Origin of the sequence: [Clostridium] cellulosi (assembly GCF_036762875.1) — a bacterium.
Taxonomy (GTDB): domain Bacteria; phylum Bacillota; class Clostridia; order Oscillospirales; family Ethanoligenentaceae; genus Ruminiclostridium_D; species Ruminiclostridium_D cellulosi.
The window spans coordinates 87,577-108,628 of record NZ_JBAIZF010000016.1 but is presented as its reverse complement, the minus strand read 5'-3'; the positions used below and the strand labels follow the sequence as shown (position 1 = coordinate 108,628).

At 41.3% G+C, this 21,052-nt stretch carries 24 protein-coding genes and 2 tRNA genes; 15 read left to right on the top strand and 11 right to left on the bottom strand.

Translation table 11 applies throughout. The features are described 5' to 3' along the window. Positions 1-283: 283 nt before the first annotated feature. A tRNA-Lys gene (locus tag V6C21_RS04605) sits at positions 284-359 on the bottom strand. Between the two features lie 132 nt (positions 360-491). Continuing rightward, positions 492-567: transfer RNA gene (locus tag V6C21_RS04600), tRNA-Lys, on the bottom strand. 282 nt (positions 568-849) lie between these two features. Between V6C21_RS04600 and cbiM the strand changes: the two genes are divergently transcribed. The 5 genes from cbiM (at position 850) to prfB (ending at position 5,218) form a co-directional block, all read left to right on the top strand. After that, positions 850-1,872 (top strand): cobalt transporter CbiM, encoded by a 1,023-nt coding sequence (gene cbiM / locus V6C21_RS04595; RefSeq protein ID WP_034842076.1) that lies wholly within the window; start codon positions 850-852, stop codon positions 1,870-1,872. Then, positions 1,869-2,768 carry a cobalt ECF transporter T component CbiQ gene (gene cbiQ / locus V6C21_RS04590; protein ID WP_045085528.1) on the top strand — a complete coding sequence of 300 codons (900 nt, stop codon included), beginning with the start codon at positions 1,869-1,871 and terminating at the stop codon, positions 2,766-2,768. The genes cbiM and cbiQ overlap by 4 nt, the downstream gene beginning before the upstream one ends. Then, complete coding sequence (locus V6C21_RS04585) at positions 2,758-3,501, top strand: energy-coupling factor ABC transporter ATP-binding protein (RefSeq protein WP_479268450.1); 744 nt, start codon at positions 2,758-2,760, stop codon at positions 3,499-3,501. The genes cbiQ and V6C21_RS04585 overlap by 11 nt, the downstream gene beginning before the upstream one ends. A 27-nt stretch (positions 3,502-3,528) precedes the next feature. After that, the gene (locus V6C21_RS04580) at positions 3,529-3,951 is read left to right on the top strand and encodes a DUF3842 family protein (RefSeq protein WP_034842080.1); all 423 of its coding nucleotides are present in this window, start codon (positions 3,529-3,531) and stop codon (positions 3,949-3,951) included. 145 nt (positions 3,952-4,096) lie between these two features. Continuing rightward, a complete protein-coding gene (gene prfB / locus V6C21_RS04575; RefSeq protein ID WP_034842083.1) occupies positions 4,097-5,218 on the top strand; it encodes a peptide chain release factor 2 in 1,122 nt (373 codons plus the stop codon). A 118-nt stretch (positions 5,219-5,336) separates the two neighbouring features. Here the strand turns inward: prfB and V6C21_RS04570 are convergent, their stop codons facing one another. From V6C21_RS04570 to V6C21_RS04560, 3 genes are all read right to left on the bottom strand, one after another. Next, the gene (locus tag V6C21_RS04570) at positions 5,337-6,326 is read right to left on the bottom strand and encodes a 3-oxoacyl-[acyl-carrier-protein] synthase III C-terminal domain-containing protein (RefSeq protein ID WP_479268449.1); all 990 of its coding nucleotides are present in this window, start codon (positions 6,324-6,326) and stop codon (positions 5,337-5,339) included. Positions 6,327-6,476: 150 nt separating this feature from the next. Continuing rightward, positions 6,477-6,818, bottom strand: coding sequence for a hypothetical protein (locus V6C21_RS04565; protein WP_034842088.1), 342 nt, complete (start codon positions 6,816-6,818; stop codon positions 6,477-6,479). 255 nt (positions 6,819-7,073) lie between these two features. Continuing rightward, on the bottom strand, positions 7,074-7,367 hold the full coding sequence (locus tag V6C21_RS04560) for a hypothetical protein (RefSeq protein WP_479268448.1): 294 nt from the start codon (positions 7,365-7,367) through the stop codon (positions 7,074-7,076). Positions 7,368-7,559: 192 nt separating this feature from the next. Here V6C21_RS04560 and V6C21_RS04555 point away from each other — a divergent pair, with 192 nt between their 5' ends. The 3 genes from V6C21_RS04555 to V6C21_RS04545 all read left to right on the top strand — a co-directional run bounded on the left by V6C21_RS04555 (position 7,560) and on the right by V6C21_RS04545 (position 9,451). Further along, the gene (locus tag V6C21_RS04555) at positions 7,560-7,700 is read left to right on the top strand and encodes a hypothetical protein (RefSeq protein WP_479268447.1); all 141 of its coding nucleotides are present in this window, start codon (positions 7,560-7,562) and stop codon (positions 7,698-7,700) included. Positions 7,701-7,944: 244 nt separating this feature from the next. Continuing rightward, complete coding sequence (locus V6C21_RS04550) at positions 7,945-8,949, top strand: CPBP family intramembrane glutamic endopeptidase (protein ID WP_034842090.1); 1,005 nt, start codon at positions 7,945-7,947, stop codon at positions 8,947-8,949. Between the two features lie 4 nt (positions 8,950-8,953). Continuing rightward, on the top strand, positions 8,954-9,451 hold the full coding sequence (locus V6C21_RS04545; RefSeq protein WP_045085532.1) for a nucleoside deaminase: 498 nt from the start codon (positions 8,954-8,956) through the stop codon (positions 9,449-9,451). 95 nt (positions 9,452-9,546) lie between these two features. On the opposite strand, the gene V6C21_RS04540 is transcribed toward V6C21_RS04545, so the two are convergent. Further along, positions 9,547-9,789 (bottom strand): AbrB/MazE/SpoVT family DNA-binding domain-containing protein, encoded by a 243-nt coding sequence (locus V6C21_RS04540; protein WP_045085533.1) that lies wholly within the window; start codon positions 9,787-9,789, stop codon positions 9,547-9,549. A 422-nt stretch (positions 9,790-10,211) separates the two neighbouring features. On the opposite strand from V6C21_RS04540, the gene V6C21_RS04535 reads away from it, so the two are divergent. Next, the gene (locus V6C21_RS04535; RefSeq protein ID WP_045085534.1) at positions 10,212-10,823 is read left to right on the top strand and encodes a nucleoside recognition domain-containing protein; all 612 of its coding nucleotides are present in this window, start codon (positions 10,212-10,214) and stop codon (positions 10,821-10,823) included. A 38-nt stretch (positions 10,824-10,861) separates the two neighbouring features. Next, the gene (locus V6C21_RS04530) at positions 10,862-11,386 is read left to right on the top strand and encodes a spore maturation protein (protein ID WP_479268446.1); all 525 of its coding nucleotides are present in this window, start codon (positions 10,862-10,864) and stop codon (positions 11,384-11,386) included. A gap of 43 nt (positions 11,387-11,429) precedes the next feature. On the opposite strand, the gene gpmI is transcribed toward V6C21_RS04530, so the two are convergent. From gpmI to V6C21_RS04505, 5 genes are all read right to left on the bottom strand, one after another. Continuing rightward, positions 11,430-12,947: a 2,3-bisphosphoglycerate-independent phosphoglycerate mutase gene (gene gpmI / locus V6C21_RS04525; RefSeq protein ID WP_034842101.1), complete on the bottom strand. Its 1,518-nt coding sequence runs from the start codon at positions 12,945-12,947 to the stop codon at positions 11,430-11,432. A 34-nt stretch (positions 12,948-12,981) separates the two neighbouring features. Beyond that, a complete protein-coding gene (gene tpiA, locus V6C21_RS04520) occupies positions 12,982-13,749 on the bottom strand; it encodes a triose-phosphate isomerase (RefSeq protein WP_034842104.1) in 768 nt (255 codons plus the stop codon). A gap of 89 nt (positions 13,750-13,838) precedes the next feature. Beyond that, positions 13,839-15,032, bottom strand: a complete 1,194-nt coding sequence (locus V6C21_RS04515) for a phosphoglycerate kinase (RefSeq protein WP_034842106.1) — start codon at positions 15,030-15,032, stop codon at positions 13,839-13,841. Between the two features lie 173 nt (positions 15,033-15,205). Next, positions 15,206-15,709: a tRNA (cytidine(34)-2'-O)-methyltransferase gene (locus V6C21_RS04510; protein ID WP_034842109.1), complete on the bottom strand. Its 504-nt coding sequence runs from the start codon at positions 15,707-15,709 to the stop codon at positions 15,206-15,208. A 178-nt stretch (positions 15,710-15,887) separates the two neighbouring features. After that, the gene (locus V6C21_RS04505) at positions 15,888-16,289 is read right to left on the bottom strand and encodes a hypothetical protein (protein WP_034842111.1); all 402 of its coding nucleotides are present in this window, start codon (positions 16,287-16,289) and stop codon (positions 15,888-15,890) included. Positions 16,290-16,508: 219 nt separating this feature from the next. Here V6C21_RS04505 and V6C21_RS04500 point away from each other — a divergent pair, with 219 nt between their 5' ends. From V6C21_RS04500 to V6C21_RS04480, 5 genes are all read left to right on the top strand, one after another. After that, entirely contained in the window at positions 16,509-16,982 is a 474-nt protein-coding gene (locus tag V6C21_RS04500) for an acyl-CoA thioesterase (protein WP_479268445.1), read from the top strand. 78 nt (positions 16,983-17,060) lie between these two features. Beyond that, entirely contained in the window at positions 17,061-18,479 is a 1,419-nt protein-coding gene (gene amrA / locus V6C21_RS04495) for an AmmeMemoRadiSam system protein A (RefSeq protein WP_479268444.1), read from the top strand. Between the two features lie 3 nt (positions 18,480-18,482). Beyond that, complete coding sequence (amrS, locus tag V6C21_RS04490; protein ID WP_034842117.1) at positions 18,483-19,346, top strand: AmmeMemoRadiSam system radical SAM enzyme; 864 nt, start codon at positions 18,483-18,485, stop codon at positions 19,344-19,346. 37 nt (positions 19,347-19,383) lie between these two features. Continuing rightward, entirely contained in the window at positions 19,384-19,998 is a 615-nt protein-coding gene (locus V6C21_RS04485; RefSeq protein ID WP_479268443.1) for a class I SAM-dependent RNA methyltransferase, read from the top strand. Then, a complete protein-coding gene (locus tag V6C21_RS04480) occupies positions 19,943-20,971 on the top strand; it encodes a hypothetical protein (protein ID WP_479268442.1) in 1,029 nt (342 codons plus the stop codon). The genes V6C21_RS04485 and V6C21_RS04480 overlap by 56 nt, the downstream gene beginning before the upstream one ends. Positions 20,972-21,052: the final 81 nt, after the last annotated feature.

Genomic DNA, 21,052 nt, shown 5'->3' with positions numbered 1-21,052 from the left:
GAACAAACGGATTCTGAAGTACAAGGCAAAGTTTGCTGCATAAAAAGAGCTACCACCATTTGGCAGTAGCTATTCAATAACCATGTTTTAATTATTTCCCTGGTCTACATTGACAGGGGCGGATCAGTTTGGGCTTGGGGCTGTTTTTGAACATATTAATATCTACACTGAAAATTGCAAGGTTCTGCCTGATTTTACTTCACTAACTTATTTATAGTTTCAGCGTTTTGCAAAATAGCGTACAAAAAAACCTCGTGAATTTTAGATTCGCGGGGTCTTTTTCTGGTGAGCCATCGGGGATTCGAACCCCGGACACCTAGATTAAAAGTCTAGTGCTCTGCCACCTGAGCTAATGGCTCTTATTTTGTTTTTCGTTAAGCGCGCTTTTCTATTATATCAGGCAAAAACGCTTATGTCAAGGAAATTATTACTAAGCTCTGAACCCAAAATATCGCTACTTAACTTTTGGAACAAAAGCTGATTCAGGAAATTGGTGAGCCATCGGGGATTCGAACCCCGGACACCTAGATTAAAAGTCTAGTGCTCTGCCACCTGAGCTAATGGCTCTCATTCAAGCTTTTCGTTCAAAGCGCTTTCATATTATATCAGCCAAAACTGCTTATGTCAAGGAAAAATAATTAATTTTACGCAATTTTCTTTATATTAACTTATAAAAGCCTTTCTTATAACTATAATACCATATTGACGTCTCATTTTAAATATGATAGAATCAGTAAAACGAAACCATGAAGGTTTCAATGTTTGATTGCATTATAATTGAGAATAATCGGCCCATGAAGGGAACTGCCCTCCATGGGCTTTATTATGTATGGTATGAGGTGTTAATTCATGCATATTCCTGACGGTTATATCAGCCCCGCCGTTTCTGTACCTGCACTTGCGGCTATGGTTCCTGTTTGGGGCGCTGCATTAAATAAAACAAAAAAATTGGTTGGAAGGCGGCAGATACCGCTGCTGGCTTTATACGCTGCTTTCTCTTTTGTAATTATGATGTTCAATATTCCGGTCGTTGGCGGCTCTTCCGCTCACGCAGTGGGCGCTGTCTTTGCTGCCATTGCTTTAGGGCCTTGGCCTGCCTGCGTGTCAATTTCAATTGCGCTTCTTATCCAAGCTCTGGTCTTTGGTGACGGCGGCATTTTATCATACGGCTTAAACTGCATTAATATTGCGGTAATCATGCCGTTCACGGGATACGCGGTATATCGCCTGATTGCGGGCAAAAATACCTCCTTTTCAAAGCGGTCGGCGGCAGGGGCTTTCATCGGAAGCTATATCGGGATTAACGCGGCGGCTTTTGCTGCAGCCGTTGAGTTCGGTATACAGCCCCTTATCTTTAAGACTGCGAGCGGCGCTCCCCTTTACTGCCCCTACCCACTGTCTGTTTCTATCCCTGCCATGATGTTTACACATACGCTATTTGCCGGCCCGCTCGAGGCGGTAATTACGGCGACTGCCCTCGCTCTGGTTTCGAAGTATGCTCCCGACATGCTCTGCAAAAATATAAGTGCCGGCATTGAACATAATATAAATGAGAATAAATCTTCTCGGAGGAAAATAATCGCTGCCTTCGCTGTTTTAGTATTACTAACCCCGCTTGGGCTTTTTGCGTCAGGCACAGCGTGGGGCGAATGGGGTCTGGACGAGCTGAAGGCGGATTTAGGTTTTATTCCGCAAGGCATGGCGAAATTATCAGACCTCTGGCATGGACTTCTGCCCGATTATTCTTTTGAAGGTGCGCCTGAAAAACTGGTTTATTCTATTTCCGCTCTCATCGGCACTGCGCTTATATTCACAGTCATACTCGTCACATCAAAAATCATTATGCACATAAAAAAGGCGGATAAAAGTTGAATAGAGTCAATAAAAACTTGCCGATATGGCTTGCTCAATCGGAAAATTACAGTGATTACATTGAATGCCGCCCTCATTTTTTGAGGCGTGCGCTGTCTGAGATAACTAAGGTGTTTCAGAACGAATTTTTAGCTGAAAAATACGAGAAATATGACGGATTGCTCCAAATTATCGATCCACGGGTGAAAATCCTGGTATTGCTATTTTATATCGTATTTGCTTCCGCAGTTTTTAGCATATTCGTCAAAATCCTAATAGCAGCAATTGGGCTACTTTTTGCTGTAATGTCTAAGCTCAAACTTAGCGATTTTCTGCGGAGGGTATGGTGCTATCTTCCTCCTGTACTTTTTATTCTTTCCCTGCCTGCGGCTATAAACCTCTTCTCATCCGGAACCCCTCTCATATATCTTAGCAAAACCTTCTACTTCACCTTGTCCGGAATTAAAACTGCGCTGAGAGTTTCCCTCACCTGTGGCATTTCGCTCAGCTTTGTGTATCTCATTTTTGCTACTACGCGGGCGGTCCAGATTGAAAAAGCTCTGCGGGCGTTAAAGCTCCCCGATGTATTTGTATCTATACTGTCTATGGCCTACCGGTACATTTTCGTACTTGCTTCTGAAGCGATTAAGGTTATTGAAGCTCGGTTTTTAAGAACGGTCGGAAAAGTAAAATCGAAAGATGAAAGAAGGTTTGTTTCACATAGTATTGCCTCGGTTTTTTTGAAATCTAAAAAGCTGAGCGGCGATGTCTATGACGCTATGTGCTGCAGAGGTTTTACCGGCAAGGCTGTAAGCCTTAATGAACTCAAATTTGGCATTCAGGACTTTATTTTTACTTGCTGCAATGTTATAATTGTTCTGATATTGCTGCTGGGAGTTTATGCGTTTGGATGGTAAACGTGAAATATTCAATCTCGACAATGTAAGTTTTTCCTATCAAGATAAAAAAGCACTCGATAAAATTAGTTTCAAAATCCAAAGCGGAGAAAAAGTTTGTATTTTAGGGGCCAACGGCTGCGGAAAAACCACCTTGCTCCGCATCTTGGCTGGTATCGCAGTTCCTGAAAGCGGTACGTTTACCGCTTTTGGTTCTAAGATTACGAAAGAATATTTTGAAAATGACCGTTTGTCTTGTGAGTATCACAGGCGGATAGGTTTTATTTTTCAGGACTCAGATGCACAGCTTTTCTGTTCAACTGTCAAAGATGAGATTGCATTCGGGCCGCTTCAGTATGGATTATCTATTGATGAAGTGAACCGCCGAGTATATGATGCAGCGTCTCTGCTTGAAATAGAAAATCTTCTTGACAGAGCGCCTTTTTTTCTGAGCGGAGGAGAAAAGAAAAAAACTGCTGTAGCGGCTGTTCTCGCTATAAACCCTGAAGTGCTCATTTTAGATGAACCAACTGACGGGTTGGACCCAAAGTCCCAGCGTTTTTTAGTCGACCTGCTTATCAAATTGAACAAAGCCGGCAAAACGCTGATAACATCTACACACAATCTTGATTTGGTAGGTGAACTTTCTGACCGCTGTATTCTTTTTGACGAGGAGCATAGAATTGCAGCGGATGAACCGACAGAAAAGCTTCTTAAAAACACCGACCTGCTCCGTAGGGTCAATTTTATTTAATTCACACTATTAAAAGCGGAGGACATTATGCTCATTGCGGTTATTGACGGACAAGGCGGAGGCATAGGCAAAAGCCTCGTTGAACTCCTTAAAGAGTCCTTAGGCGATAAACATACTATTATAGCGCTTGGAACAAACCCTCTTGCGACCTCATTAATGTTAAAAGCGGGCGCTGATATGGGCGCATCTGGTGAAAATGCCATTGTTGTAAACGCCCCAAAGGCCGATATAATTGTCGGCAGCATAGGTATAATCGCGGCGGACGCCATGCTCGGTGAAGTAACCCCTGCTATGGCAAGAGCAGTGGCTGCCAGCAGCGCTGAAAAAGTGCTTATACCTATTAACCGCTGCGGTATAACGGTGGCCGGTGTTGTTGACGAACCCCTTCCCTATTATATTAATAATGCAGTTGAAACAATTAAACGCATAGTCGAGCAGGATGGATTGTAGCGGGAGCTTTACAGCTTCATAAGAATTTTATATAATTAAAGTTACGGCTTTAATCCTCAATTAAAGCCCTTAAACATTTCTTGCTTATTAATCACTACTATGAACTTCGCTTTATCTATGCGAAGACTAAAAAGGATGGTATGTTTTGCTTCTCTATGAAGAATTAAGATTAAAGCTGGAGGGCATGAGGCCCGAACTAAATGAACTTTCTGAAGCCCTCGGACTTGACGTTGCACGAAAAGAAGTTGCTGAACTCGAAGAAAAAGCCGCACAGCCTGAATTCTGGAATGACATTAAAAATTCACAGAAGGTTTTGCAGAGAACACGGCAGCTTAAAGATAAAATTGAGTCATATGACAAGCTCAAAAAGGATTTTGAAGATACTTTGACGCTTATTGAAATAGCTGACGAAGACGGTGAAGAGTCTATGTCAGAAGAGATAAGCGCGGCGGTAACAGATATAGAAGAAAGACTTAACGCTATGAAGCTCACTACGCTTCTAACAGGCGAATATGATTCAAAGAACGCTATTATGACATTCCATGCAGGCGCAGGCGGCACAGAGGCACAGGACTGGGTGTCCATGCTTTTCCGCATGTATAATAGATGGGCCGAAAGGCATGGATTTAAAGTTAAAGTGCTTGATTTCCTCGACGGTGAAGAAGCCGGACTGAAAAGCGCTTCGGTTCTCGTTGAAGGGTTGAACGCATACGGATATTTAAAATCTGAGGCAGGAGTTCACAGGCTTGTCCGCATTTCGCCCTTTGACGCTTCCGGTCGCAGGCATACTTCTTTCGCTTCCCTTGAAGTCATTCCTGAAATCGACGATACGATTGAAGTTGAAATAAGGCCGGAAGATATAAAAATGGATGTTTACCATTCCAGCGGCGCGGGCGGCCAGAATGTTAACAAAACTTCATCGGCAGTCCGTCTTACACATATTCCAACTGGCATTGTCGTTGCCTGCCAAACTGAACGCAGCCAGCTACAAAACAGAGAAACCGCTCTCCGCATGTTAAAGTCAAAGCTCATCGAAATTAAAGAGCGCGAACACTATGACAAAATCGAAGATATAAAAGGCGAGCAGAAGGAAATCGCCTGGGGCTCTCAGATTCGCTCATATGTATTCATGCCCTACACACTTGTCAAAGACCACCGCACTGGCTATGAAAACGGCAACATAAATGCCGTAATGGACGGAGATATTGACGGATTTATTAACGCTTATTTAAAAGCAGCAAGCCTCGGCCAGATTCAAACCAAATAACATATGTGCAAAATTAACCCCCACTGCTCTTTTTTTGCAGTGGGGGTTTTTAGTTGGCAACCTATGAAACAGGGCTGGGATTGCCATATGGCGGTTTGACCGCTGCCCGCCTTATAATTTAATATTTGAAAAGAATTGTTATATTTTGAGAGCCAGCTCCTACTGTCCAGAACAATATATAGTCCCCTCTCTTCACCATACCTTTATTTATGGCTTCATAAAGGGCAATAAATGGACTTGTTGTTCCAGTGTATCCATATTTGTTTCCAATATAGATACTCTTGTCAGCAGTAATGCCTAAAACCTCTCTAAAATATTTGATTGTCTTATAAACATACTGTGAGAGACAGAACATTGATATATCATCAATGGTTAGACCCGCTTTTTCTATAACTTCTTTCATGTTTTCTGCATAGATATGCTCCCATCTAACCACAAATGGTTTCCAGTCAAGCATCAATTCTGTCTTATCTTTAACATCAAAGAGTTTAGAAAAACCACAACCAGGAAATCTGATATACGGATGATCTTCCGTATGAACATCATATTTCGAACCGACTAATCCGCAGTCTTCGTTTGTCTGTTCGAGTATGATTGCACAAGCCGCATCTCCATAGTGCCCATAGCATAATTCGTTTTCAGGATTAACAATCAAATTAACGTAATCACACCCAACAATTAAAGCCCGTTTGACATTTGGACTTACAGACATATATTTTATCACTTGTTCAAATGCAATTGTCATGCCAGCACAATTGGCATTCATGTCATAGCATATACAATCATTTTTTCCTCCGATTTCTGCATGAACAAGATAAGAACTTGGTGGGACTACGAATTCAGGTAACTGTGATGAAAATACAATCATATCAATATCTGTGCCCTTTAATTTGGCTTTTTTGAGAACTTCTTTGGAAGCTTCTAAAGCCATTGTCAAACTATTTTCTTTATCTTTATCTATGAGGTAACGTTTATCCCTCCCTACTACGTCCTTTAGAAAATGTTCAACATCTTTACCTCTTTCTTTGAAATGTTTTAAATAAATATCATTAGATACAACATTTTTCCCATGGTAAACAGCAATTTCTTTTAGTTTTACTTTCAGCATTTTAATCCCCATCTGCATATTTTTTTAATAACTTGAATTATAGACAAAAGTATATAAAATATTTCATGATAAGACAAAAAATGACTATTTTTAGATAAATAAGCAGGAATTTTCATTCCTGCTTATCAACCCAAGTTATATTCTTTTGTGTTAATAATAAAACTCATAGTTGTCCAAACCAGCCATTTTAGCCACTCTGTCAATCTGCATTTTTAGAATCGGATTTGATTGGTTTAGCTTAATTCTGATTTTCTTGAAGTGGAGTTTTTGATACATTTCAAAGCAACCCTGTATACCAGGAATCATGTCTTGGCTAATTACACTGAAATTGCTTGTATCAAAGTTAAGGATATAGTCAGCTGGAGTAATTGTTGAAACTGCTTTGTTGAAGGAATCAACAAAGTCCTTTACATCATTTCCTCCAACTATTCCTGTACATACAATATCGAGTCTTTTTTCTGGTCTGTTTACGGAAATGTTATAATTCGCCATATTAAAACACCCGTCCTTTATGTATTAGAATTTTGTGGTTACATTATACAACCATATTACTAATTATATCAATAATAAATTACAAAAAAATTGAAATTCTATAAAACAATTATAATTGAAGAAGAAAATGGTTCTCTTGTAAATAAATTTTAAGACACATTCTATCGCCTTTAAATAGAAGGCATAAAACTAATCTATGACGCGAAAAAGAGTGTGAATATAATATTCACACTCTTTAAAATATTATTTTACTATTTAGCCGCGACAGCACCTGCAGTTATGGCGCCTGTTACGGTGCCTGCCATCGTGTCTGTCTGGGTCAGAGAAATCTTTGCCTAACGGTACAAGCGGCTTGCATCCATAAAGGATACGGCACCTGAGCCATCTCGGATGTGTGAAATCGGGCCAAAAGCAGTCTCTTGAATCCTCGGGAAAGTGTGCGCAGACACGCCCGTCAAAGTCACAGCAAATCCTCTCTCTTTTGCCAAGAGGATTTACTGGATGACAGCAATCCAGTCCCAGTAATCTGCCGGGAATAACACACCTCATATTATCAACTCCGTTATAACTATATACATACTCATTTCACTGTTTATCGGACTGAATAGTACAAGTCCCTAATCCATTCTATTCTTTTCAAGTTGCTTTTGACAAACAAGCAGTTTTATTATACATTTGCATAATTCAACTTTTATATAGCAGAATAAAGTATAACAACTCATTCAGGAGGGTTTTAATTTTATGTCAGAAAAAAGATGTAACAAAGGCCAAAATAGCAAACCGAAAGGGCAACAGCCGAGAATGTCTAACGATCAGCTCGGTGAAAATGCCGGAGAAGGCCGAATGATAAAGGAACAATCAAAAAAAGAGAAAAGGTCTTAACTAAAAAAAGCTGGCACCTAAATTATTAGATGTCAGCTTGAATTTATCTGCATATTTTATTTTACTAATAATATTAGCCGCTTTATTTTAACTGGAGCAACAGCTATTAAGCTTTTGCAGCAAATAATATATATATATATATAACAAATCGTACAGTACACCGGCCCTTTTCCTTAATTGACACAATATGAAAGCACCTGTATAATAATTATACAACTGTTAAAATTTTATCGGAGGTACCACAATGGAATATGGTGAACCCACCGTATTCGATAATAACATCAAAAAACCTCTTAAAAAATTATCGAATACCTTTTCATTTTCATTGCTGATAGAACAGGTTATCGCCGCGGTCGGTACCTTTTTAGGCATTGTCATCCTTTATATATATAGCTGTCCCTTTTCTAAAAAAAGCAATTTGCTTTCACTGCTCATTTCGAATAGATCTGATTTTCTCTATTACGTTTTGAATACTTTAGTTTATTTTACATATATGTTTATTACTTTTGTCATTATCGCAGCGGTACTCCGGCAACACCCATTTAAAGCTATACCGTTTAAAATTACACATCCTAAACTTGTACCGTATGCCATCATATTTGGAATATTCCTTTCAATAATCGGGGAACTTTATTCATCCTATTTTGACTATCTGCTGAGTTTTTTTAATCTGCAAGTAGATCTTGACTATTTCGATATTCCGACCAATACCCCTTCAATGATTTTATTTGTCATTAACATATCTGTGCTCGCGCCGATCCTCGAAGAACTTATTTTTAGAGGGCTTATTCTTCAGAATTTACGCAAATTCGGCAATTTCTTTGCAGTTGTCGTTTCAGCTCTGCTATTCGGTATCCTGCACGGCAATTTTTCGCAAACACCACTTGCTTTTGTCGTCGGGATAGCGCTTGGGTTTGCCGTAATAGAGACAGGTTCAATTGTAACCAGTATGATAATGCACTGCATAATAAATTCGTTTTCTGTTATAATCAATGGAATTCAGATGTACTTTGGAGAAAACATAGCTAATGCAGTGTATTTGATTTATCTCGGCGCTGCAATAATACTTTCAATCATAGCGTTCATTTTACTAATACGCAAGCAATTTTTCAAGGATTTAAAATCCCGGTATTTCAATAAGGATGTTTCTTGCCCAATAGCATTCAGTGTTTTTTGCAAAACTCCCGGGTTTATAATATTTCTTTCATTTTATTTAATCAATATGTTCGCTTCTTTGAAGTTCAGGTGATAAAATGACATCAACGCTTCAATCCCATTATGAATCTATGATGAGGCTCGCACTCTCTCAGGCCCGTATTGCCTTTCGTGAACGGGAAGTCCCAATTGGAGCTGTTATCTGCAAGGGCAACGATATCATTTCGTTCGGACACAACAGGCGAGAAACAGGACGCAACGCCCTTTATCATGCAGAAATTGAGGCAATCAATAACGCCTGCCGAGTGCTTGGCGGATGGCGGCTCGACGGCTGCGAACTATACGTGACGCTTGAACCATGCCCTATGTGCGCCGGCGCAATAATAAATTCGCGTATAAAGACCGTTATATTCGGCGCAAAAGACCCAAAAGCCGGAGTTTGTGGCTCAATTATCAACCTTTTCGATTTCAAATTTAACCACAGGCCAAATATAATTGGCGGTATTCTCGAAGATGAATGTTCTTTACTTTTGAAATCTTTTTTTGCGGACCTTAGAAAAGAAAAAAATCAAAATAATAATCTTGAGAGCAATTAGCGATAATCCTTATAAAATCAAAAGCGAAAGCGCTCCCGTAAAAAGCACGGGAACGCTTTCGCTTTCACATTCACTGACTAATAAATATGTATGTCTTATTTGCCTGCAAGTTCTTTAATGCAAGCCGGGCAAATATTTCTGCCTTTGAAATTCACAACGTCTTTTGCGTTGCCGCAAAATACGCAAGACGGTTCATATTTCTTAAGAACTACTGAATCACCGTCAACATAGATTTCAAGAGCATCTTTTTCGGAAATTTCCAATGTTCTACGAAGCTCGATTGGTAATACAATACGACCCAGTTCGTCTACTCTACGTACGATGCCGGTAGATTTCATTCCAATTTACCCCCTAAAAACTATAATTTGTCGCATTGTGCGACTCTATGTTTAAATATAAAGCATTTTGTATTATTTGTCAACCGTATTTTTAAAAATTGTTTCACTTTTTATTATATTTCTTAAATTTAATCATATTTTTATATTAATTGGATAACCTGTCTTATCATTTCAATCATTTTTATACATAATTTGTTTTTTTTAGTTATATTAATTTATAAACTATATTTTCTGCTATTATCTTTCAAATACCATATATTGTCACGCCATACACATTTAAACTGGTTCTTTATGGGATTTCTATTCATTACCAGCCAAAATCGATAATTTTCGATTTGTTAAATATATTTTTTAATTTGTAATTTATTGTTTTTTTGTTTCCAGATAAACTTACTGTAAAACATATCGGGGATGTGGTATTTATGATGAATTGGATATGGTTCATACTTATCGCTGTCTCAGTAGTATTCGGGATTGCAACCGGCCGAATAAACGAAGTTTCTCAAGCAACTTTAAACGGAGCGGTAAACGCTGTGACACTTTTTCTTACGCTGCTCGGCAGTATATGCCTCTGGAACGGGCTTATGAAAATAGCGGATGCCTGCGGTATTACAAAGGCATTGGCAAAAATTCTTGCACCAATCACCAAGCACCTCTTCCCCGACCTCTCGCCGTCCGGGCCGGGCATGAAGGCGATATGTATGAATATGGCCGCAAATTTTCTCGGGCTCGGCAATGCCGCCACTCCGTTCGGGCTCAGCGCCATGAAATACATGTCCAAGCAAGCGATTGACAAAAATACCGCAACAAATTCAATGGCTATGTTTATTGTGATTAACACTGCTTGCCTTCAACTGATTCCAACAACAATAGCAGTTATACGAATTAAATATGGTTCTTCTTCTCCTTTTGAGATACTGCCGTGTGTATGGATGTCCTCGATTGTAACGCTGATATGCGGAATTATATTGGCACGTCTTTTTGAAAACACATCCCTGCATACTACCAGGATAAAAGCAAAACGGCCAACCTAAACGGGCCGGAACAAGGCAATACATCAGGAGGCAAAGCTATGCCGCAATTCGGTGTTTACGCGGTTCCTATTGCCATACTTGGAATAGTGCTCTGCGGTATTATCAAAAAGCAAAATATATTCGATTTGTTTTTAAACGGTGCCAAAGAAGGTATTACAGTCGCGTTCAACATACTTCCCGCGCTTGTCGGGCTGATGATGGCTGTTGAAATGTTCAAGGCGTCCGGCGCTATGGATTTTATTGTATCAACCTTTGCACCGATTGGAAAAGCGCTTAATTTCCCGAGTGAAGTCATCCCGCTTGCGATTATGAGACCCATTTCAGGCAGCGGTTCCCTCACTGTTTTTGAAAGCCTGCTCAAAACCTACGGGCCAGACTCATTCATCGGGCGGGTGGCTTCCGTTATGCAGGGTTCGACCGAAACTACCTTTTATACTGTTGCAGTGTATTACGGTTCTGTTGGCGTCACAAAGACCCGTCATACACTGCCTGCAGCATTGAGTGCCGATTTTATCGGCTTTATTATGAGCATAATCTCCGTAAAACTGATTTTGGGCGGATAAATACCGGGCAGTTAGTACTGCCCGGCATTTTATAGTGGCTACATTATTTCTTTATTAATGACTCACCGGTCATTTCTGACGGTATATCAATTCCCATTATTTCAAGCATTGTAGGTGCGATATCAGCAAGCCTTCCGCCATCGCGAAGTTCGCAATCCTTGCCAACAACAGCAAACGGCACAAGATTGGTCGTATGAGCAGTAAACGCCGAACCATCTTCGTCAATCATCTTATCGGCGTTACCGTGGTCAGCCGTAATAAGGGTCACTCCGCCCTTATCTGCGATAGCTTTTGTAACACGGCCAACGCACTCGTCGACTGCTTCCACCGCTTTAACCGCAGCGTCAAATACACCTGTATGGCCAACCATATCGCAGTTTGCAAAATTCAATATGATTACATCATATTTATCGCTGTTGATCCTTGCTACCACTTCATCGGTAACTTTATAGGCGCTCATTTCAGGCTGAAGGTCATAAGTAGCTACTTTCGGTGAAGGTATCAGCACGCGATCCTCTCCCGGGAACGTCTTTTCAACGCCACCGTTAAAGAAGAATGTAACATGCGCGTATTTCTCTGTTTCTGCAATTCGAAGCTGGGTTAAGCCAAGGTTGCTGATATATTCGCCAAAAGTATTTGTGAGTTTTTCCGGCTTAAAGGCGACATCTACATTCGGCATTGCCGCGTCATACTGAGTCATGCAGACATATTTCAGCGGGAAAAATCCTTTTTTGCGCTCGAAACCATTAAAATCAGGATCAACAAGAGTCCTTGTTAACTCTCTTGCTCTGTCGGGTCTGAAGTTGAAGAATATTACTGAGTCATCTTTTGAAACTTCGGCGTTTTCGGCGCAAACAACAGGAACGATAAACTCATCCGTTACGTCGTTCTTATATGACTCCTCCACCGCGGCAACAGGGTCAGGATTCTTTACACCCTCGCCGTTGACTATCGCGTCATACGCCTTGGCGACACGTTCCCAGCGGTTGTCCCTGTCCATTGCATAATAGCGTCCCATTACGGTCGCGATTTTGCCGACGCCAATTTCATTTAACTTTTTCTGAAGCTCTTTTACATACTCTTTACCAGATGTCGGCGGAACATCGCGCCCGTCCATAAAGCAGTGGACATATACCTTATCTATGCCGTTGCGCTTTGCAAGCTCAAGCAAGGCATAAAGGTGCGTATTGTGGCTGTGAACGCCGCCGTCTGACAAAAGGCCCATCAGATGCAAAGCCGTGCCTTTTGCTTTGACGTTTTCGACTGCGGCTTTTAAAACCTCATTTTCGAAAAAGTCACCGTCTTGGATTGATTTTGTTATGCGGGTAAGCTCCTGATAAACAATGCGTCCCGCACCGATATTTGTATGTCCAACCTCACTGTTTCCCATCTGGCCGTCAGGCAAACCAACATTTAACCCTGACGCGCCAATCTTGGTCGTGGGACATGTACTGAAAATTCTATCTAAATTCGGCGTATTCGCCGCTTTAATGGCATTTCCGTATTCTGACGGATTAATGCCAAATCCATCCATTATTATTAATGCAATAGGTCTCTTCATAACAATCTCCAGATTCTAAAATATTTTAAATTGCTTATTTTGAAGCTGCTTCGACGATTTTCGCAAAATCAGCAGGTTTAAGTGAAGCACCGCCGATAAGCCCGCCGTCAACATCAGGCTGTGCAAGAAGTTCTTCCGCATTGCCAGCATTCATTGAGCCGCCATACTGAATTGTAAGGGCGTCTGCGACAGCTTTGCCATAAACTTGCGCTATTGTTTCACGGATAGCGTGGTTGACCTCGTTGGCCTGTTCTGCTGTGGCAGTCTTTCCGGTGCCAATTGCCCAAATCGGCTCGTAAGCTATGATAACATTTTTCATATCATCGGCTGAAACGCCGTTGAGGGCAATCTTTGTCTGCATCGCGACAAGCTCGCATGTAACGCCCTGCTCACGCTGCTCGAGGCTTTCACCAACGCAGATGATAACCTTAAGCCCATTCGCAAGAGCGGCCTTTACGCGCTTGTTTACAGTTATATCAGTTTCTCCAAAATACTGTCTGCGCTCGCTGTGTCCGATGATTACATACTCGACGTTCATTGATTTGAGCATCGGAGCCGAGATTTCACCTGTGAATGCGCCCTTCTCTTCCCAATGGCAGTTCTGAGCACCGACCTTTATATTCGAGCCTTTTGTTGCTTCAAGAACTGTTGTGAGATCAACAAAAGGAACGCATGTAACAACTTCACATTTTGCGTCTTTTACGAGCGGCTTGATTTCTTCGATAAGCTTCTTCGCTTCCTCAGGGGTTTTGTTCATTTTCCAGTTACCAGCGATAACTACTTTTCTAAGATCTTTATTCATAATAGCCTCCATTATCAAAATGATGTTCGCAGTATATTATAACATACATAGCGGCGCGGTTAAAGCCGCGCCGCAGGTTTGAATTCCAATTATTTATCGTTGAGGCATGCAATACCTGGCAGTGTCTTGCCCTCGAGGAATTCGAGCGAAGCGCCGCCGCCTGTTGAAATATGAGTCATCTTATCGGCAAAGCCAAGGTGCTCAATAGCTGCAGCGGAATCTCCACCGCCGATGATTGAGATAGCGCCGGACTCAGCAACAGCAGTTGCAATTGCTCTTGTACCTGAAGCAAATTTCTCCCATTCGGAAACACCCATAGGACCATTCCAAACAACTGTGCCAGCGCCCTTTATTGCATCAGCAAACATCTTCTCGGTTGCAGGACCGATATCAAGTCCCATCCAGCCGTCAGGAATTTCATCTGAATCAACAACTTTGCTTTCGCAGTTCGGATCGTATTTATCGCCGATGCGATTGTCCACCGGAATAAGGAATTTAACGCCTTTGCTCTTTGCTTTTTCCATGAGTTCAGTAGCAAGGCCTATTTTATCTTCTTCGCAGATTGAGCTGCCGATGTGATGGCCAAGTGATTTCATAAATGTATAAGCCATACCGCCGCCGACAATCAGTGTGTCAACCTTATCAATCAGGTTATTAATAACACCGATCTTGTCGGAAACCTTTGCGCCGCCGAGAATAGCAACAAACGGGCGTTTCGGATCGCTCAAAGCCTTGCCCATGATGCTGATCTCTTTCTGAATGAGGTAACCGCAAACAGATACGGGAACGAAATGTGAAACGCCTTCAGTTGAAGCGTGCGCACGATGAGCTGTTCCAAAAGCATCGTTTACAAATATATCAGCATATGAAGCGAGCGCTTTTGCAAAGCTCTCGTCGTTCTTTTCTTCTTCCTTGTGGAAACGGACGTTCTCAAGGAGCATTGCCTGACCGTCTTTAAGAGCGGCTGCCTTTGCCTTTGCATCCTCTCCAATGACGTCCTTAGCCATTATTACTTCTTTACCGAGAAGCTCGGAAAGTCTCTTTGCGACCGGAGCGAGTGAATACTTCATATTGAATTCACCCTTCGGTCTTCCGAGGTGAGAAGAAAGAACTACCTTTGCATTATGGTCCAGAAGATATTTTATAGTTTTTATTGATTCACGAATGCGCTTGTCATCTGTGATATTACCATTCTCATCAAGAGGAACATTAAAATCACAGCGGACAAATACGCGCTTGCCGTTTACGTCGATATCCTCAATAGTTTTTTTGTTGTAAGTCATACAAACACTCCTCGGTTTATTATTCTATGCTTACGGGCAATTACTGAAAGATTGTTAATTATAAAACAATTACCCGATAACATTTTAGTATAGAAAGAAAATATTTGCAAGAGTATTTATAATCATTTTTATAAAAAATACATTGTAGGGTTTTGGCAAGAATTACATCATCATTACTCGTCCCAACGGTATTCCCTAAGCTGGCCATGTTCCTTGAGATTGGGGAAATTCCATTGTCTGAGCACTTCATAGGCACCGATGGCAACAGAATTTGCGAGGTTCAGGCTTCTCGCCTCTGCGCGCATAGGCAGCCTCACTGTAGTATCTGGGTTTTCATATAACAGCTTTTCTGGAAGCCCTGCAGTCTCTTTTCCAAAAACCAAATAACAGCCGTCTGGATATTTAATCTCAGTATAGACATGCTTTGCTTTAGTTGAAAAATAGTAAAACGGCCCTGAATTTTTAGAAAAGAAATCCTCAAGCCCGTCATAATACTTAATTGGCGTCATGAGCCACCAGTAGTCAAGTCCGGCGCGCTTTAGCTTCTTGTCGTCAACTGTAAATCCCATCGGTTTTACAATGTGGAGGGTCGCACCGGTTGCAGCACAGGTTCTTGCAATATTTCCGGTATTTTGCGGTATTTCCGGCTCAACCAAAACTATATTTAATGAAGGCAAGTGTCTTACTCCTTAATCATTAATATGGCTATATTATACTTTAAATAAACAATCCATTTTATATTACTATGTATTGGCCATGAAAACAAGAGTCAAAACCCATAAAAAATAGATATTGTACCTGCGGCACAATATCTATTTTCCCAATATTCAACAAAATTTATATTAATTAAAAAGATTATGTTTTCTTTATAAATTCGTGACCGCAGACTGTGCATGTAACGGCAAGCTTCCCTTTATGACGAGGCAAACTAAGAATCTTTCTGCATTTAGGACATTTAAAATATACTGTAGTTTTTCTGTTCTTCCATTTTAGTGAGATATACTTGAAGAAATTCCGCATTCCAGCCGTATTGCGGGCGAAAAACTGTGCGAATCGCATAAGGCCGTTCTGGAATTTCCAAACTTCCTGACGTCTTTTATATATATTCTTGGAGAAACATCTGAAAAGCGCATATCCTATCAAAGCTACTGCAAGGAGCCATGTCCATTTATAAGGCATGAACAGTAAAGCCAGCATCAAAGCACAAAGCGAGATTATATCAATACCGTTGCGCCCATTAAATATTCTCTCAATCAAAAATTATCATTCCTCTGTTTTTAGATTAGCACTCCTTGCGTTTAAGTGCTAATCTAATATTAGCCATTAGATCAGCTTTTGTCAACATACATGCTTAATTATTTACACTTTCTTAAATAATTGCGTCATGGTATAATTTAAGCAGTATGGAATTTATTAAACTGTCTATATTATATGGAATTTTAAAACCATAATACGACAAAATAAAAAGGTGATAATATGAGCACATTACATGCAAGAAGTCCACAGGAATCTATTACTATATTGACTGAACTTGTACTGCCCGCTCAGGCAAACCTTCTCGGCAACCTCCTCGGCGGACAGCTTATGCATTTCATGGATATTGCCGGGGCACTGACCTGCCGGCGTCATTCTGGATATGAAGTTGCTACCGTCGCTGTAGACAAGCTTGAATTCAAGCACCCGATCAAAGTCGGAGAAGTCATCACTATTACTTCAAAGCTCATCTGGGTTGGAAATACATCAATGAAGGTTAAAATTGATGTTTCAGCGGAAGATACTAAGGTACACGTTTGCAAGCTCACGAATACTGCATATATGACATTCGTGGCGCTGGACTCAAATTGCAGGCCGGTAAAAGTGCCTCCGCTTGCGCCGCAAACTGACGAAGAAAAAGCTTTGTTTGAAAGAGAACAAAAGCGGTACCTTGAATTTAAGAAGTCGCGCAAATGAATTTATTGAAGAGTAAATCGTACTTTTGTAGGCAGCGACAGCCTTTATAATATTATTTTTAAAGGGGGTCTTATATTTATGAGCGATGTCATTATCGGCGGATATCTTCTTCCCCACCCGCCTGTTATTGTCCCGGAAGTTGGAAAAGGCCGCGAAAACGACGCCGCACTGACCCTTAAAGCATATCAGCAGGTGTCACTTGAGGCAAAACAGCTCGCACCAGACACCGTTATAATCATTTCTCCGCATGCCCCGCTTTTCAGTGATTATGTATTTATGTATGACTCGCCGCAGCTCAGCGGCAGTTTTGCTAACTTTGATGCCCCAAATGCGAAACTCAGTTTTGAGCAGGACAGCGACCTGCGGCAAGAGATTGAACGCGCAATGCACAAAGCCGGCATACCGGGAGGAACGCTGTCCGCGTCTGAAAAAGCCCGGTTTGATATTAAAGACGAGCTTGACCACGGCGTTCTTGTTCCGCTCTATTATTTCTCAAAACTTTATAAGGATTTTAAAATTGTTGCAATGTCATGCTCAGGGCTTGATATGCAGCAGCTCTACAATCTGGGAAAATTGCTCCGGGCATGTGCCGAAAAACTGTCCCGCAAAACGGTTATCCTTGCAAGCGGCGATACGTCCCATAAGGTAAACCGAGAAAGCCCCTACGGCATGAGGCCTGAGGGCGCGGAGTTTGACCGTCAGGTCAGTGAATTTATTTCAGCAAGTGACATTCCTTCCATACTCTCCATCGACTCTGGGCTTAGGGAAAAAGCGGCAGAATGCGGATACCGTTCGCTTGTCATCCTATGCGGGGCATTTGATAAAATAAAGCCCGAGTGCGAACTGCTTTCATACGAGGCGCCGTTCGGTATTGGTTATTGTGTCGCAAGGTTCTCCCCGTCTGAAACCAGTGCTCCCAGTGCATTTGAGCAGGCATATAAAAAAGTCCCGCGTGAGAACGAAAACCCTTATGTCAATATAGCCCGCAAATCACTTGAAGCCTATGTTCAAAGCGGAACGGAGATATCTTCTTCCCAGTTTAGAAATATTCCTAATGCCAAGGACCTGTTTGAAAAGAGAGCCGGCGTTTTCGTATCACTTAAAAAATTTGGCGAACTGCGCGGCTGTATCGGCACCACCGCGCCGACACAGGACAACATTGTGGAAGAGATTATCGAAAATGCAATAAGCGCCGGAACGCGTGACCCGCGCTTTAACCCTGTCAGACCCGATGAACTCGACTTTCTGGAATACAGTGTTGACGTATTATCCGAAGCCATTCCTGCAAAAATCAGTGAACTTGACCCGAAAACTTACGGTGTTATTGTGAGAAAAGGCAGCCGTTCCGGGTTGCTGCTGCCTGACCTTGAAGGGGTCGATACTGTAGAACAGCAGCTTGAAATTGCATGCCGAAAGGCAGGTATCAATCCCCGCGAAAACTATGATGTCTATAAATTTACGGTAACACGTCATAAGGGCAATTCAAAAGAGGGGTAATATATGGCTTTGAAAACTGCAAAATACTATGAAAAAGATAGTGAGAAAGCAGTAAAATGCCTGCTCTGCCCGAATGAATGTACGATAGGCGAAGGCAAATCCGGGAGATGTTTCGCGCGGAAAAATATCGGCGGTGAGCTGACAGCAGAAGGCTATGGCAGGATTACATCTATCGCACTTGACCCGATTGAGAAGAAACCGCTTGCCATGTTCCATCCCGGAAGCTATATCCTGTCAATCGGCTTTTATGGCTGCAATTTTACCTGCAAATTTTGTCAAAACTATCGAATTTCCCAGTGCAAAGCCGATTACAGGGAATTTACTCCGAAGCAGATAGTCGAGTTGGCTCTTGAGGCACAGTCTGCTGGCAACATCGGGATTGCCTATACCTATAACGAACCGTTGACTTCTTTTGAATTTGTATATGACTGTGCAAAACTCGCAAAAGAAGCCGGTTTAAAGAATGTCATTGTTACTAACGGCTACATCAATCGCGAACCGATGGCCGAGCTCCTGCCCTATATTGACGCTATGAATATCGATTTGAAAGCGTTTACAGACAAGTTCTACCGAGAACTTTGCGGCGGGAGTGTAGAGCCTGTCAAGCAGACAATCGCTTTGTGCGCGAAATCATGTCACGTTGAGGTGACCACATTACTTATACCTGGCTTCAACGACACAAACGAAGAAATTGAATCTATTGCGTCATTTTTAGCACATATCTCGCCTGATATTCCCTTGCATTTGACAAGGCACCACCCAGACTATAAGCTGCTGGAGCAGGCTCCTATTCGTCGTGAACGTCTGTTCGAGCTTATGGATGTAGCCCGCAGGCACTTAAAATATGTCTTTGCCGGCAATATATAAATAACTAATTTCATATTAATTCGGATTGAGGATTAAAATGCAACTAAAAAAGAATATGGAAATAGAACTACAAATAACTGGTACGACACATGACGGAAAAGGCGTTGGACGCTATAACGATTTTGTAATCTTTGTCCCGCACTGTGCAGAAGGTGAAACTGTAAAGGTTCATGTATTAAGTGTCAAGAAAAATCTGGCCTATGGAAAGCTTCTTGAAGTAATTGTCCCCTCCCCTGCCCGTATCGAGTCGGACTGTCCGGTCTCTGAAAAATGCGGCGGCTGCGTATTCCGCCATATATCCTACGAAGAAGAACTTAGAATTAAGTATAACCGCGTCAGCGACACGTTAAAGAAAATCGGGGGCCTTTCTATTACTCCAGAACAAATACTCGAAAGCCCTGAGATATATGGATATCGCAATAAAGCTCAGCATCCCGTCGGATATACGAAAGATGGCAAAATTACTGCTGGGTTCTTTGCCGCTCACAGCCATCGTATTGTCGGCTGCCTTAACTGCCAGTTAGAGCCACCATTGTTCGAAAATATTTTAAAAGCCGTCATCGCATTTATGAATGAGTATATAAGGAGGACTGTCCATGCAAATACATTATTTTCAGCGTTATCATTCCAAGGAGAATGTAGATACAGCTAATACAATGTTGATGCTCTCACGTCTTTATAATTATAATGCTGATAAGTTTTTTTCTATGTTGAATTCATTAATTCTAGGTGAGGATAAAACACCTGAAATTACATTTGATTTGCAAGTTGCCGGTGACGATAGTGTTCCAGATGCTATTATCAGTCAAAAAAGTTTTAAGATTGTTGTGGAAACCAAACTCTATAATCAATTTAATAAAGACCAGTTGATCAAGCATCTGGGTCAATTTTCAAATGAAGAAATCAAGGTACTCCTGACTCTGGATCCTAAGCCTATGAGAAAGGAGCTTTTCGATGAATTTGCGGCAGATTTGAAAGCTTATAATATGGCGAACGCGGAGCGACTCCATTCACCGATTAAACATGTGAATTTGACTTTTGAACAGTTGCTAAACGCTATGGAAGACATTGTAGATGAGCGCGATGCTGAAATTGTTGCAGTATTAGATGATTTTAAGAAGTATTGTTTCGATGAGGGGTTAATTCCGGACAGTTATAAGTGGATGAGAGCAATTGTTGCTGGTACTACACTCGAAGATAACATAGAATTGAGCTTATACTACGATGATGCATCTCGAGGCTATTCGGAACATGGATATATCGGCCTTTACAGCGGAAAAAGTATACGGGCAATTGGTAAGCTTATAAAAATCATTGTTGCTTCATACGAAAATGGTAATCTTATGTATAAAACTGAGATTGGAGAACCGGCATCTGAAGATGAACTTAATCGTATAAAAGAGGCTATTGAGCGGGCAAAGAGCTATGGATACAACTTGTACGATATACCACACAAATATTTCATTGTAGATCACTTTTACAGGACAGATTTTCGAAAGGCAAGCAAAAATCCGATCCAGAGAAGCAAATATTTTAATTTGGCAGAAATGCTCAAATATAAAAAAATGCCCACAACTGAGAAAATTGCACACGACCTTAATGGGCGTACTTGGGAAGAGTTTTAATATATGTTCTCATAAAGAAATATAGCAGCTTATTCCTACGAACGGACTAAAATGGTTGACCTGTTCCCTTGAACAGCTATA

Excerpts from the sequence above, each read along its gene's own strand:
- V6C21_RS04570 (WP_479268449.1), bottom strand. The coding sequence starts at position 6,326 with ATGCTGAAAGTAAAACTAAAAGAAATTGCTGTTTACCATGGGAAAAAT.
- V6C21_RS04500 (WP_479268445.1), top strand. The coding sequence starts at position 16,509 with ATGAGCACATTACATGCAAGAAGTCCACAGGAATCTATTACTATATTG.
- V6C21_RS04540 (WP_045085533.1), bottom strand. The coding sequence starts at position 9,789 with ATGAAATCTACCGGCATCGTACGTAGAGTAGACGAACTGGGTCGTATT.
- V6C21_RS04485 (WP_479268443.1), top strand. The coding sequence starts at position 19,384 with ATGCAACTAAAAAAGAATATGGAAATAGAACTACAAATAACTGGTACG.
- V6C21_RS04580 (WP_034842080.1), top strand. The coding sequence starts at position 3,529 with ATGCTCATTGCGGTTATTGACGGACAAGGCGGAGGCATAGGCAAAAGC.
- V6C21_RS04560 (WP_479268448.1), bottom strand. The coding sequence starts at position 7,367 with ATGAGGTGTGTTATTCCCGGCAGATTACTGGGACTGGATTGCTGTCAT.
- V6C21_RS04565 (WP_034842088.1), bottom strand. The coding sequence starts at position 6,818 with ATGGCGAATTATAACATTTCCGTAAACAGACCAGAAAAAAGACTCGAT.
- amrS (WP_034842117.1), top strand. The coding sequence starts at position 18,483 with ATGGCTTTGAAAACTGCAAAATACTATGAAAAAGATAGTGAGAAAGCA.
- V6C21_RS04530 (WP_479268446.1), top strand. The coding sequence starts at position 10,862 with ATGCCGCAATTCGGTGTTTACGCGGTTCCTATTGCCATACTTGGAATA.
- V6C21_RS04555 (WP_479268447.1), top strand. The coding sequence starts at position 7,560 with ATGTCAGAAAAAAGATGTAACAAAGGCCAAAATAGCAAACCGAAAGGG.
- V6C21_RS04480 (WP_479268442.1), top strand. The coding sequence starts at position 19,943 with ATGCAAATACATTATTTTCAGCGTTATCATTCCAAGGAGAATGTAGAT.
- tpiA (WP_034842104.1), bottom strand. The coding sequence starts at position 13,749 with ATGAATAAAGATCTTAGAAAAGTAGTTATCGCTGGTAACTGGAAAATG.
- V6C21_RS04550 (WP_034842090.1), top strand. The coding sequence starts at position 7,945 with ATGGAATATGGTGAACCCACCGTATTCGATAATAACATCAAAAAACCT.
- cbiM (WP_034842076.1), top strand. The coding sequence starts at position 850 with ATGCATATTCCTGACGGTTATATCAGCCCCGCCGTTTCTGTACCTGCA.
- gpmI (WP_034842101.1), bottom strand. The coding sequence starts at position 12,947 with ATGAAGAGACCTATTGCATTAATAATAATGGATGGATTTGGCATTAAT.
- V6C21_RS04515 (WP_034842106.1), bottom strand. The coding sequence starts at position 15,032 with ATGACTTACAACAAAAAAACTATTGAGGATATCGACGTAAACGGCAAG.
- V6C21_RS04535 (WP_045085534.1), top strand. The coding sequence starts at position 10,212 with ATGATGAATTGGATATGGTTCATACTTATCGCTGTCTCAGTAGTATTC.
- amrA (WP_479268444.1), top strand. The coding sequence starts at position 17,061 with ATGAGCGATGTCATTATCGGCGGATATCTTCTTCCCCACCCGCCTGTT.
- V6C21_RS04545 (WP_045085532.1), top strand. The coding sequence starts at position 8,954 with ATGACATCAACGCTTCAATCCCATTATGAATCTATGATGAGGCTCGCA.